This is a genomic window from Dyella marensis (assembly GCF_049532885.1).
In the GTDB taxonomy this organism is placed as follows: domain Bacteria; phylum Pseudomonadota; class Gammaproteobacteria; order Xanthomonadales; family Rhodanobacteraceae; genus Dyella_D; species Dyella_D marensis.
This window is the reverse complement of record NZ_CP064029.1, coordinates 2530263-2543783: the sequence shown is the minus strand read 5'-3', so window position 1 is coordinate 2543783 and position 13521 is coordinate 2530263. Positions and strand designations below refer to the sequence as shown.

Sequence of the window (13521 nt, the reverse complement as noted above, 5' to 3'; positions counted from 1 at the left end):
GATCGGGTGCAGCGGATGGCGCGGCTCACAGCAGCGAGGTTCCTTCCGTATCGCGCACCGCCAGCACGATCTTGCCGATATTGCGGTTCTCCTCCATCTCGTGCTGGGCCAGTGCGAGATCGGCGAGCGGATAGGTGGCGTGGATGACGGGGCTTATCTCGCCCTGCTGCAGGGGCTTGAGCCAGCGCTCGCGGAAGCGCGCGTTCACGCCGCGCTTTTCGGCCATCGGGCGCAGCCGCAGCGACGAACCCTTGATCTGCAGGCGGCGCTCCACCAGCAGCAGCAGGTCGATGTCCGCCGACAGGCCGTCGAGCAGCCCCGCCGAGACCATGCACCCACCCAGGCGCAGCGCGCGCAGGTTGCGCTCCAGATACGCACCGCCGACGAAATCCAGCACCAGCGCAACACCCGCGCCGCCGGTGAGGCGCAGCACCTCGGCGAGGAAATCCTGTTTCCTGTATTCGATGACGTCCGCGGCGCCGAGCCCGCGCAGCGCCTCGGCCTTGGCCGGGGAGCCGACCGTGCAGATCGGCCGCGCGCCAATGTGCAGAGCCATCCGCAGCGCGGTGGTGCCGATGCCGCTGGCGCCGGCATGGATAAGCACACTGTCGCCCGGCGCCAGTCCGCCGAGTTCGAACAGGGTTTCGTTGCAGGTCAGAAAGGACTCGGCCGTCGCCGCGGCCTCTTCGAAGCCGATTCCGTCGGGAATCGGGTTGGCCATAAGGCGATCCAGCAGGCAGAACTCGGCGCAGCCGCCGCCTTCCACCACGCCGTAGACGCGCTGGCCGTGTGAGAAACCGGACACGTTCTCGCCCCAGGCTTCCACCGTGCCCGCAATTTCCACGCCCGGAATAGTCGATTGCCCGGCAGGTATCTCGTATTCGCCTTCGCGTTGCAGCACGTCGGCCCGGTTGAGGGCACTGGCATGTACCTTCACCAGCAGCATGTCCGGCCCGCATGCCGGCCTGGGCAGCTCGCGCCGCGCGATCACCTCCGGACCGCCGGCGCCTTCGTAGACCATCGCCAGCATCCGCTCAGTACCCCGCATGGTCTTCGGTCTCCTGGCCGCGCGTCGGCACCAGGAAGCTGCGCTCGAAGGTGAGGAAGACTTCGCCGGTGGACAGCAGCCCACGCGTCCGGCAGCTGACGATCCCCGCGCCCGGCCGCGTCTCCGAAAGCCGCTTGGCCAGGATCTCGCTCTCCGCATAAATGGTGTCGCCCGCGAACACCGGATGGGTGAGGCGCACCTTGTCCCAGCCCAGGTTGGCCAGCGCGCGGCCGCTGGTGCTGCGTACACTCATGCCGCAGACGATGCTGAAAGTGACCAGGCTGGACATCAGCGGCCGTTTCCACGGCGTATGCGCGCAATATTCGGCATCGATGTGCAGCGGCGAAGGATTCATGCTGAACCCGGCCATCAACAGATTGTCCGATTCGGCCAGCGTGCGTCCCGGACGGTGCTCGAATACATCGCCCGGGCGGAAGTCGTCGTAGCAGAAGCCGATGACCTCGCGATAACGGTTCTCGCCGACAGCCCGGTAACCCCACAAACGATCGTCTCGATCCATGTACGGCTGCGCTCCTGACGGCTGCTGTTCTGACGGTATGGCACTCATGCGCTGGCCATCAGCGATTCGACGGCGTCGCAGAAATGATCCAGGCGATCGGCTTCCAGATCGGCGCGCAGCATCACCCGCACGCCGGCCGCACCCCGCGCGACGATCGGGAAGAACACCGCCGAGCAGTAGTAGCCGGCGAGGTAAAGCTGTTCGGACAGGCGCACCGCCAGATCCTCGTCGCCCACGTCGATCAGGCGGATCGGCAGGCCGTTGCCCGCGAAGCGGGTAGGGAAGCGTTGATCGAACACATCGATGTTCCGCTGCAGCTTCGCCTGCAGCTGGCCGAGTTCCGCCGTGCGGTGCAGCTCGGCGCTGGCGAGGCAGGCGCCTACCGCCGCCACGTCCATATTCTGCGACCAGGTCACCGGACCCGCGTTGCGATACAGGAACTGGAAATCGCGCTCGCTGCCGAGCATGGCCACGCCGCCCGAGGCGCCGAACGCCTTGGCCAGGGAGCCCACGATCATGGTCAGGGGATTCATGTCCATCCTGGAACGGACATAGCCCTCGCCGCGCGGCCCCTCGATCGACAGCGCATGGGAGTCGTCGAAATAGAGGAACAGCCCGTAGCGGTCCTGCAAATCGAGCAAGCCCTCCAGCGCGGTGCGCCCGCCCATGGAATAGGCGCCGTCGGCGACATAGGCCACGCGCGGGTATTTCTTGCAGATGTCTTCCAGGTAGTTCAGGTCGTTGTGCGGGCAATTCAGCACCAGCGCTTCGTCGCCGCAGATCGGCTTGATGTAGGCCATCGAGAAGTGGCAGAAGCGGTCGAACACCATCACCCGCGGGCCGCTGCCGCCGCCGATGTGTCCGGAGGCGATCAGCGGCAGGATCCCGGCGGTGAGCACGCTGCAGCTCACGCCGGGCAGCGCGGGCGCGCCGTAGAGATCGCGCAGGCTTTCCTCCAGTTCGACCAGCAGCTTCAGCCGCACGCGCACTTCCGCGATCGACAGGCCCGTGGTCCCGGCCTTGCGCAGCGCGGACACCGCGCCCTCGATGATCTTCGGGTGGTGGTTCAGGCCCAGGTACGAGCAGGAGCACAGCAAGGTGAACTCGTGCCCGGTGTCGCGCACGATCAGGCGATCGTTGGACTCGTGGTCGACCTGGATATTGAGCAATCCGCTATCGGCCGCGCGCAGCCACACCCGCTCGCCATGCGCGAGCATGGCTTCGGCATTGCGATAATGATGCGGTCCGACGATGTCGTTCGACTCGCTCTGGTTCATGGCGGTTTCCTGGCTGATGGGGATCGGCGATACGCCGGTGCGAAGGGAAAGGGATGCACGGAGCGGCTCATCCGCGCTCCAGCGGCAAGGTCAGGCAGTGCGGCCCGCCCCACCACGGCCAGAGATCGCGGCCATCGAAGGTCTGCACGTCGACGCCGCGGGCTTGCAGCGCCGCATGGGTGCGCGGCGCATCGGCATACGCGAGCACCCGGCCGGGCGCGGTAGCCACCAGATTGGACGCTTGCTTGTCGTGCTCGGCGAGCACCACACGGAAGAAATGCTCCATGTCGAGAGCATCCGTGGCGGCGCCGCCGACGAAGTCCACCTGCCAGCCCCAGGTGCGGACCAGGTCGACCAGCTTCATCCCTTCGCAGCTGTCGTCCACATCGCCGCTGCCGGCGCGGTAGCGGCGCACCCATCCGATGCCCGCGAGGCTGGCGATGGCGGCGTCCGTCTGAGCGGCGTCGACGGTGGGCTCCACCAGCAGGCCTTTCAGAAACCGGGTGAGCGGATCGCGATCCGCATATGCAGCTTCGAGGAAATAGGGCAGCGCGACCGCGAGCCGGTTGTCCACGCGCGTGAAGCAGCTGTCCAGGTGCAGGAACATATGCGTCAGAACGCTGCTGTCCGGCTGCCAGCGCACCGTGCTGCTACCGCGCATGCGCACGGCGATCACGTCCATGTCGAGCCGCCTGGCCAGTAGCGGGGCAACGCGCGGATCCGTGCAATGGCCCACGCCTGCCAGCAAGGTCCGCTCGTCGACGACCTGCAGGTCGCCGCCCACCAGGCAAAGCCCCGCTTCGAGGGCGTCGAACAGCACGGGGTATGGGCGCAGCGAGGGCGCGAATTCCGCCGCGAACCGCATGAGCGCCGCCTCGCCCCGCCGCGACGGCGAGATGAAGTTGCCCAGTATCCATCCGCGCGGCGTCATCACCGCCAGGTCGCGGGTGAAGGCAAGCCCGAGGCGATGGTCGACGATATGCCGGTAGATGCCCTCGGCATCGGTCTGGAACTGCACCTGCCCGGCGCGGGCCAGCAGCGTGGCGCCGGTCGCCGAACCGGCCCAGGGCGCGAGGCGGGGCAGGGAGGCGCGCAGCCAGGTCGCGAATTGCCCTTTGCCGCGGGCTTCCTCGATCGCCTCGTCCAGCAGCCGCTCCATCGACAGCACTTCCGCGCCGGAGGCCGCCAGCAGGCGTTCGAGTTGCGCGTGCTGCCGCGCGGCCTCCACCGCCGGCGGGTTGTAGTGCAGGAAATTGCCGGTCGCGACCTCAAGGTGATAATCGGTGGGCGATGGCGCATTGACGATCACGCGCCGCAACGGCGCGATGTCGGAAACCACATACGGCGCCGCGGATGCGGCGGCTTCCTCCAACGGGATCCTGCGCGTCAGGCCATTCATGCCCGGCCCATGTTCGCTGGCTCCGCGTAACGGTCCTTGGCCATCGGCCGCGGCGCGTCGAACTCCTGCAGCAGGCGCCGGGCGGATTCGATGAATGGCGCGCCGACGGCGACCCCGTCGATCAGGCAGATGCCGCTGCCGTCGCTGGCGCTCGCGGCGACCAGGCGCCTCGCACGGTCGATGTCGTCCTGGCTCGGGGAGAAAATCTCGTTGATCACCGGCACCTGGCACGGGTGCACCGCGGCCATGCCGCCGTAGCCAAGCTCGCGCGCGCGTCTGGCCGCCGTCACCATGCCGTCCGTGTCGCGAACGTCGAACCAGGGCGATTCGAGGGGATGCAGGCCGGCGCCGCGCGTAGCGGTGACCAGGCGCGAGCGCGCGTAGTGCTGCGAGTGCCAATCGATCGACATGCCGGTGGTGAGCGCGAAATCGGCGGCGCCGAAGATCGTCGCGGTCAGACAGGCCCGCGTGGATACCGTGGCGGAGATGTTCTCGATGCCCAGCGGCGTCTCGATGATCGCCATCAGTTCGACGCCGCCGCCCAGCAGGCTGCCGGCGATCTCCAGATCGCGCGGCGACTCGACCTTGGGCACCATCACCACGTCGGGCTTGTACGGGCACCCGCACAGTGCCAGCAGATCGAGCAATCCATCGGGGCTGCCCAGATTGTTGATCCTTACCGCGCGCCGGCACGCCGTGATCGAGGGCCTGGAGAAGAACGCCACGGCGCGGTTCCTGGCCTCGGCCTTATGGATCGCGGCGACGGAGTCCTCGAGGTCGATCAGGGCGATATCGGCATCCGTCGCATCGGCCTTGACCGATCGCTCGGCCACCAGGGCGGGCGTGAAGAGGATCGATCGGCAATAACGGCTGAACTTTTTCATGTTCACCACCCATCGGCTGACACTCATTCCGGGTTGAAATGCCGGCACCGTGCTGCATGCGCAGAGCCGGGACGCATCCTGCGACCTCCGCCGCCAGGCCGCCGCTACCACAGCATGGAAGTCTCCTGCTCCAGGCGCGCTCCACGCACGGCGGACGGCTGCGGCGCCGTGATGACGAGGGTCGAGGCGACATAAGCCGGAAGCAGCCGGCTCACGCGGCCCCGAAGCTCATCCGCATCCACGGACTGGCCGGGCCCGGTGACGACGTACGACACCAGCTGCTTGCGTCCGGGCTCGTCCTCGCGCAGCACGCTCGACGCGTGCGCGATCGCCGGATGCGCGCACAGCAGGGCGTCGATCCGCTCGATGTCGATGGCTGAATCCGTGCCCGGCGCCGGGCGCCCGGCGGGTGCCTGTAGCACCGGCGAGCCGTCCGCCGACCAATAGGCAAGCTCCCCGGTCCGGTACAGGCGGCGGCCAGCGGCGAACGGATGGGCGATGAAGCGGCAAGCCGTCGCGGCGGGCGAACCGGCGTGATGGCTTTCGATGCCGTCTCCGGCGAGATACAGGGCGCCCGTCACGCCCGCCGGCACCGGCTGCAGCGTGCCGTCGAGGATATAGGCGCGAACCTTCTCCGCGCGCAGGCCCGCCGGCATCGATGCGCCGGGAACCGCACGCGTGGCGGCCGACCATGCGCCAAGGATGCGAGCAGTTTCCTCGTCGTCGAGCAGGCTGCGCGTCCCCACGGGCGCGTCCGGCGCCTCGGCCATCGTCTTCAGCACCCCGGCATAGCCATCCGCGTAGCGCTGCAGCGTGGCCAGGTCGTAGAGATGGCCATGGCCGGTGACCGTGGCGGTGATTCCGTTTGCGTCGCGCTGGAAATCCATGCCCAGCGGGAAGGCCGAATGCCCCTCGCCGCTGCCTACGTCGAGCTTCTTGCCCAGTTCGTTGAGCTGGTCGTAAACGTGGAAGTGGATGTAGTTGAAGATGACGCCGATCCCGTTCTTCAAGCCGCTGTCGCGCAGGATCGTGGGCAGCGGATAGCGCCGATGCGGGAACAGGCGGCTCTCCGCCTCCATCACGTCCCGGATCAGGCCGCGCCAGCTGGTGCTGCCGATGCGCATGCGCAGGAACACCGCATTGAGGAACAGGCCGATCAGCTTTTCGGCATCGACCGCCTCGGGGCGTCCATGGGTGACGATCGCCGTCGCCACGTCGCGGCTGCCGGTCAGCGCGCTCAGCGCGGCCATGTGGGCGGACAGCAAAATCGTCTTCAGCGGAACCTGGCTTTGCTGGGCCAGGTCGACCAGGCCCTCGAAGGTCCGGTTCGATATTTCGATCAAGGCGTAGTGTTCCGGCGGCGCGTGGGACGCGTCTTCCCCCACCGGCAGGACGCTGCGCTGCGCCTCCACCGGCCGATAGCCCGCCAGCATGTCGCGCCAGAAGCGCTGCGTGGTCTCCGCGGCGATCGCCTGCAGCTCCAGCGCGATGTAGTCGCGGTATTTGATGGGCAGAGGTACGGCGGGCACCGTGCGTTTCTCCAGCCTGGCCTGGTAGCGCTGCATGAACTCGGTCACCAGGCTGGCATCGCTCCACCCGTCCAGGACGGCGTGATTGAAGCTGAGGGTGAAGCGGAATTCCGCGTCGGTCATGCGATGCACGAACACACGCAGCAGGGGCGGCTCGTGGACGTCGAAAGGATTGCGCGATTCCTGTCCGCACCACCGGTCGAACGCCGCCTCCCGCTCCGCTTCATCCAGGCCGCGCAAGTCGTCGACGGCCAGCGGCACGCTGGCGGATCGATGCACCAGCTGCAGGGGCACGCTGTAGCGATCGAAGTCGTAGCTGGTGCGCAGCACCTCATGGCGCAGGGCCAGTTCATCGAGCACGCCGCGCATCGCCGCCGCGTCGAAAGGCAGGCGCATCGAGGCGCAGAAGACCACGTGATAGAGCGACGAAGCGGTGTCGTAGCGGTTGTAGAACACCATGCCCGCCTGCACCTGGCTGAGCGGGTAGGCGTCCTCGATGTGTTCGGGGACGAGCTGGCGATCCGCTTCGGCAATGAGTTCGAACGCCTCCACCGGGCGCGCCTGCCCGTCCACCGGGAAAGTGGCGATCGCCGCCAGCCTGGCGACGCTCTGATGATCGAACAGATGCGCCAGATCGAAGGCGACGCCCGCGTTCTGCGCACGCGCCTTCAGCTGTATCGCCAGGATCGAATCACCGCCCAGATCGAAGAAGCTTTCATCCATGCCGACCTGTTCCAGGCCCAGGATGTCGGCGAACAGCCGCGCCAGCAGAACCTCTTGCGCGGTGCGCGGTTCGCGGCGTCCGGCCGGGACGAAATCCGGTGCGGGCAGCGACTTGTGATCGAGCTTGCCGTTGTGGGTGAGCGGCAGCGCCTCCAGCAGCACGACCGCCGCCGGCACCATGTACTCGGGCAAGCGCGCGCCGAGCTGGCGGCGCAGCGCGGCAGGATCGGGCGCCTGGCCCGCGGCGGCCACCACATAGCCGACCAGGCGCTTGTGCCCGGGCTGGTCTTCGCGCGCCACGACCACCGCCTGAGCCACCCCGGCCTGCTCGCGCAACGCCGCTTCGATCTCGCCCGGCTCGATCCGGAAACCACGGATCTTCACCTGCGCATCGATACGGCCGACGAAAACGAGCTGGCCATCGGCGCGCCAGCGCACCAGATCGCCGGTGCGGTACAGGCGGCCGCCCGGCGGGCCATAGGGGTCGGCCACGAAGCGCTCGGCGGTCAAGGCGGGACGCCGCAGATAGCCGCGCGCGAGTCCCGAGCCGGCCAGGTAGAGCTCTCCGGGTACGCCGATCGGAACCGGGCGCAGCCGGCGATCCAGCACGTAGGCGCGCGTGTTGTCCATCGGCGCGCCGATGGGTACGCCACCATCGGCCTGCCAGAGCGGCGGCAGCGCATGGCAGGTGGCGAAGGTCGTGGTCTCGGTTGGACCGTAGACGTGCACGATCCTTGCGTGCGGGCAGGCCTTCCTCACTTTCTCGAAGGCTTGCGTCGATGCTGCCTCGCCCCCGCTCCATAGCGTGCGTACGCCAGCCAGGCAGTCCGGCAGGTCGGCGACAAGGCGAAACAGCGCCGTGGTCAGGAACAGCGCCGTGACCTGTCCGTCCACGATGGTGCGCGCCAAGGCGTCGATATCGGTCTTGCCGGGCGGGGCGATCACGATCTGGCGTCCGCTCAACAGCGGCACCCAGATTTCGTAGGTGGACGCGTCGAAGACCTGCGGCGAGTGCAGCAGCACGCGCTGCTGGCGATCGTCCTGCCAGCGCCGGTCCAGGGCCAGGTCCAGCACGTTGCGATGCGTGACCGCGATGCCCTTGGGCAGGCCGGTCGAGCCGGAGGTGTACATCGCATAGGCCAGATGGGCCGGCTGCAAGGTATGCATTGGAGCAGTCGGCGGCTGCTGCGCGATCGCTTCGGCTTCTTCCTCCAGCACGACCAGCGCACCCCAGTGCGTGGGCAGCCGGTCGACCAGATCCGCCTGCGTGACCAGCACCGGCGCCATGCTCTCGCTCAGCATCTGCGTCAGGCGCTCGGCGGGGTAATCCGGATCCAGCGGCAGATAGGCGGCGCCCGCCTTGACGATGGCCAGGGTGGCCGTCAGCAGTTCGGGCGAACGCTCCAGGCACAAACCCACCAGCACATCCGGCCCCACGCCCAGCGATTGCAGGTGGTGCGCGAGACGGTTGGCGTCCGCGTCGAGCTCGCCGTACGTCATCGTCCGATCGCCGGCACGCATCGCGACGGCATCGGGTGTGCGCGTGGCGACGGCGGCAAAGGCATCGGCCAGATTGTCCGCGGGCACGGCGTGCGCCGTCGCGTTCCAGTGCTCCAGCACATGCAGGCGCTCGGATGCCTCGAGCAGGTCGATCCGGTCCAGCGGCAGATCCGGTTGCGCGGTCGCTGCCGACAGCAGGCGCAGAAACCGGTCGACCAGGCGTTGCGCGGTATCCGGTTCGTACAGATCGAGCGCGTATTCCAGGTCGCAGCCCAGCCCCGCGGGCGCGCCATCGGCGTCGAACTCCTCGACGAAGCCGAAGCCCAGGTCGTATTTGGCGACGGCCACGTGCATGAAATCGAGGGTCAACTGCAAGTCCGCGAAAGCGCTGGCCGCGGCGGCATTGTTGTTGAGCACCAGCGCGACCTGGAACAACGGGTGCGCGCCCTGGGTGCGCTGCGGATTGACCAGCTCGACGACGCGCTCGAAGGGCAGCGCCTGATGGGAAAAGGCGGCGAGATCGACAGCGCGTACGCGGCGGATCAGTTCGCGCAAACCCGGCTGGCCCGAGGTGTCCGTGCGCAGCACCAGCAGGTTGACGAACAGGCCGACCATCGCCTCCATCGCTTCGTCGTCGCGGCCGGCGACGGACGTTCCGATCGGCAGATCCTCGCCAGCGCCATGCAAGGACAGCAGCGCCGCCACCGCGGAATGCAGCGCCATGAACAGGCTGGCCTGGGTTTCGCGGGCCAGCTCGCGCAGACGGCGGTGCACCGGCGCGGGGATTCTGAAAACCACGCTCGCCCCGCGGTGGCTGGCATGCGCGGGACGCGGCCTGTCGGCGGCGATCGTCAGCTGTTCCGGCAGGCCGGCCAGCGCCGATGTCCAATAGTCGATCTCGTGCGCCACGCTGCTGGCCGGATCGTGCGCCTCGTTCATCCATTCGCGTTGCCACAGGCTGTAATCCGCGTACTGCACCGGCAGCGGCGCCCAGGCCGGCGCCTGGCCGCGGCAGCGCGCCGCGTAGGCGGCCGCCAGGTCGCCGGTGAGCGGCGCGAGCGAGCTGCCATCGCTGGCGATGTGATGCAACAGCAGCAGCAAAACGTGCTCGTCCGGCCCCAGCCGGAACAAGGTCGCGCGGATGGGGATTTCCGTGGCCAGGTCGAAGACGTGCCCGGCCGCCTCGCATTGCGCCGCTTCCAGCGCGCCGGCATCGACCTCGCGCAGCTCGAACGGAACCCGGGCCTGTGCGGCTTCGCGCACGATCTGCCGGCCCACGCCTTCGACGTCGGCGAAGACGGTGCGCAGGCTTTCATGCCGGCTCGCCACGTCGTCCAGCGCCGCCTGCAGCGCATCCGCGCGCAGCGCGCCGCGCAGCTTCAGCAGCAGCGGCACGTTGAACAAGGTGTTCGGGCCTTGCAGCTGCTGCAGGAACCAGAGCCGTTGCTGGGCGTACGACAAGGGGATCATGAGGGGGATTCCGTGGCGCGCATGGGGCGCAGCGGCGCGCGGGCAGGACGGCGCGCCGTTTCCATGCGCGCGGCGAGCTGGGCGACCGTCGGCGCGTCGAAAATATCGGCCAGCGGGACCTCGGCGCTCATGACGCTGCGGATGCGCGAGATCAGGCGCGCCGCCAGCAGGGAATGGCCGCCCAGTTCGAAGAAGCTGTCGTCCACGCCGACCTGGTGCAGGCCCAGCACTTCGGCGAACAGGCCCGCCAGCGCCTGTTCCTGCGGCGTGCCCGGCGCGCGTGCCTGCGCGCGGTCGAAGTCCGGCGCGGGCAGGGCGCGGTGATCGAGCTTGCCGTTGGCGGTGAGCGGCAGCGCGGGCAGCGGCACGAGCGCAGCCGGCACCATGTAGGCGGGCAGGCGCTCGCCAAGCGCCCGGCGCAGGGCGGCGGTGTCCAGCGTGCGGTCCGGCGCGCCGACGAGGTAGGCCACCAATTGCTTCTGTCCGGGCCGGTCCTCGCGCACCACCACCGCCGCCTGCCGCACGCCAGGCTGGGCCAGCAGGGCCGCTTCGATCTCCACCGGTTCGATGCGGAAGCCGCGCAGCTTCACTTGGCGGTCCGCGCGCCCGACGAAATCCAGCGTGCCGTCCGCACGCCAGCGCACCAGATCGCCGGTGCGGTACAGGCGCTCGCCGGCATGGAACGGATCGGCCACGAAGCGCTCCGCGGTCAGCGCGGGACGCGACAGATAGCCGCGGGCCAGGCCGGACCCGCCGAGGTACAGCTCGCCCACCTGGCCGACCGATGCCAGCTGCAAGGCGCTGTCGAGCACGCAGGCGCGCATGTTGTCGAGCGGCGCGCCGATGGGCAGGCTGCCGGCCGGTTGCGATCTGGCGCGCATGGGGTGCAGGGTGGCGAACGTGGTCGTTTCGGTCGGGCCGTAGGCGTTGCACATGGTCAGCCGCGGACACGCCGCCAGCAGCCTGGCGACGTGCGGCGGCGACAAGACTTCGCCGCCGGAGATGACCCGCCGCAGGCCGGCGAAGGCTGCCACGTCCTCGTCGACCATGAGGTGGAACAGGCCCGCGGTGACCCATAGATCGGTGATCCCGCCCGCCACGACCGCGCGCGCCAGCTCCCGCGCGCCGAGCTTGCCGCGCGGAGCGACGACGATGCGCCAGCCGCGCAGCAGCGGCACCCAGATCTCGAAGGTGGAAGCGTCGAACGCCAGCGGCGCATGCAGCAGCAGGCGCCGCTCGCCGCCGTCCTGCCAGCGGTGATCGAACGCCAGGTCGATCACGTTGCGCTGCGTGACGACGATGCCCTTGGGGGCGCCGGTCGATCCCGAGGTGTAGGTGGCGTAAGCCAGATGCTCGTCCTGCAACCCGTGCGGCGGCGCCAGCTCCGGTTGCGCATCGATCTCCGCCGCTTGCTCCTCCAGGACCAGCATCAGGCCCCAGTGCGCCGGCAGCCGATCGCGCAACGCCGCCTCGGTGAGCACGATGGGCGCCATGCTTTCGTTGAGTATGGCGGCGAGCCGTTCGGCGGGATGCTCCGGGTCCAGCGACAGATAGGCGCCGCCGGCCTTGACGATGGCGAGCATGGCCACCAGCAGGTCCAGCGAACGCTCCATGCACAGCCCCACCAGCACGTCCGGGCCGACACCCAGGCCGCGCAGGTAATGCGCGAGCTGGTTGGCGCGGCGATCGAGCTGGCCGTAGCTGAGCGTGCGTTCGCCGTCGGATGCAACGACGGCGTCGGGATCGCGCGCTGCTTGCGCCGCGAACAGGTCGGGCAGGGTGCCTGGCGGCATCGGCCGGGCGGTGCGGTTCCACTGGTTCAGCAGGCGGTCGCGTTCTTCTTCGCCGAGCAGGTCGACACGGCTCAGGGGCAGGTCCGGCCGCTTCGTCACCGTGGCGATCAGGCGAGCCAGCTTTTCGGCGTAGCCCTCGATGGTGGCGCGGTCGTAAAGATCGACCATGTATTCGATGCTGCAGGACAGTCCGTGCGCGCTTCCATCCGCTTCCGACTGCTCGATGAACTCGAACGTCAGGTCGTACTTGGCGGTGCCCAGCGGCAGGAATTCCGTACGCACCGCCAGGTCCGGCATCGCAAGGCTGGCGTTGCGATTGTTCTGCAGCACCATCGCCACCTGGAACAAGGGATGCTGCGACGACTGGCGCAAGGGATTGACCATGTTGACCAGGCGCTCGAACGGCACCTCCTGGTGCGAATAGATCGCCAGGTCCGTTTCGCGCACCCGATCGAGCAGCTGATGGAAGGAGGGATCGCCGGAGGTATCGGTGCGCAATACCAGCAGGTTGACGAAGAAGCCCACCAGGTTGTTCAAGGCCTCGTCATGGCGCCCGGCCACCGAGGTGCCGATGGGCAGGTCGGTGCCGCCGCCGAGCCGGGTCAACAGCGCGGCGACCAGCGCGTGCAGCACCATGAACAGGCTGCAGCGGTGCCGGCTCGCCAGCTCGTGCAGGTCGCGCAGCACGGCGGGACCGAAGTCGACCTCGACGCTGTCGCCGGCATGGACGGTCCTGCCCGGGCGCGGGCGATCCGGCACCAGGCCGGTCTGCTCGGGAAGCCCGACCAGCTTGTCTTTCCAGAACGCCAGCTGCCGCGCGATGTCGCTGTCCGGATCGGATTCCTGCGCCATCCACTCCTGCTGCCACAGCGCGTAGTCGGCGTACTGCACCGGCAGCGGCGGCTGATCCGGTGCGGCGCCGCGGCGCCGGGCGGCGTAGGCGATGCTCAGGTCTTCCATCAAGGGCGCCCAGGACCAGCCGTCGCTGGCGATGTGCTGGACCAGCAGCACCAGCGTGTGGCGGCGCTGCGCCACCCGGAACAGCGCGGCGCGCAGCGGGATATCCCGGGTCAGGTCGAAGCGGTATTCGGAGAACGCCCTTGCCGACTGCGCCAGCGTTGCCTCAGTGGCATCGCTCCGCTCGAAGGTCAGTTCGACCGCGGCCGGATCGAGCACGACCTGCTCGCCCACGCCGTTTGCTTCGCGGAAGATGGTGCGCAGGACCTCGTGCCGGACGATCACGTCCCGCACCGCCGCCTGCAAGGCGTCCGCGTCCAGCTCGCCTTCCAGGTGCAAGGCCAGGGGCACGTTGAAGGTGGTGCTGGGGCCTTCGAGCTTGTGCAGGAACCACAGGCGCTGCTGGGCGAGGGACATGGGA

The 13521-nt window shown here is 68.7% G+C and carries 7 protein-coding genes; all 7 read right to left on the bottom strand.

What is annotated here, in order from left to right:
* Positions 1-25: 25 nt before the first annotated feature.
* The 7 genes from ISN75_RS11145 to ISN75_RS11115 all read right to left on the bottom strand — a co-directional run bounded on the left by ISN75_RS11145 (position 26) and on the right by ISN75_RS11115 (position 13517).
* Positions 26-1048 (bottom strand): NAD(P)H-quinone oxidoreductase, encoded by a 1023-nt coding sequence (locus ISN75_RS11145; protein ID WP_343821477.1) that lies wholly within the window; start codon positions 1046-1048, stop codon positions 26-28.
* Entirely contained in the window at positions 1035-1568 is a 534-nt protein-coding gene (locus tag ISN75_RS11140) for a MaoC family dehydratase (RefSeq protein WP_167257352.1), read from the bottom strand. Before ISN75_RS11140 ends, ISN75_RS11145 begins: the two co-directional genes overlap by 14 nt.
* 44 nt (positions 1569-1612) lie before the next feature.
* A complete protein-coding gene (locus ISN75_RS11135) occupies positions 1613-2845 on the bottom strand; it encodes an aminotransferase class I/II-fold pyridoxal phosphate-dependent enzyme (RefSeq protein ID WP_168647363.1) in 1233 nt (410 codons plus the stop codon).
* A gap of 67 nt (positions 2846-2912) precedes the next feature.
* On the bottom strand, positions 2913-4244 hold the full coding sequence (locus ISN75_RS11130) for an arginine deiminase family protein (RefSeq protein WP_343821479.1): 1332 nt from the start codon (positions 4242-4244) through the stop codon (positions 2913-2915).
* Entirely contained in the window at positions 4241-5128 is an 888-nt protein-coding gene (locus ISN75_RS11125) for a CoA ester lyase (protein ID WP_343821480.1), read from the bottom strand. The genes ISN75_RS11130 and ISN75_RS11125 overlap by 4 nt, the downstream gene beginning before the upstream one ends.
* Before the next feature lie 104 nt (positions 5129-5232).
* Positions 5233-10350, bottom strand: a complete 5118-nt coding sequence (locus ISN75_RS11120; protein ID WP_343821481.1) for an amino acid adenylation domain-containing protein — start codon at positions 10348-10350, stop codon at positions 5233-5235.
* Positions 10347-13517 (bottom strand): amino acid adenylation domain-containing protein, encoded by a 3171-nt coding sequence (locus tag ISN75_RS11115; protein ID WP_343821482.1) that lies wholly within the window; start codon positions 13515-13517, stop codon positions 10347-10349. Before ISN75_RS11115 ends, ISN75_RS11120 begins: the two co-directional genes overlap by 4 nt.
* Between the last annotated feature and the right edge of the window lie 4 nt (positions 13518-13521).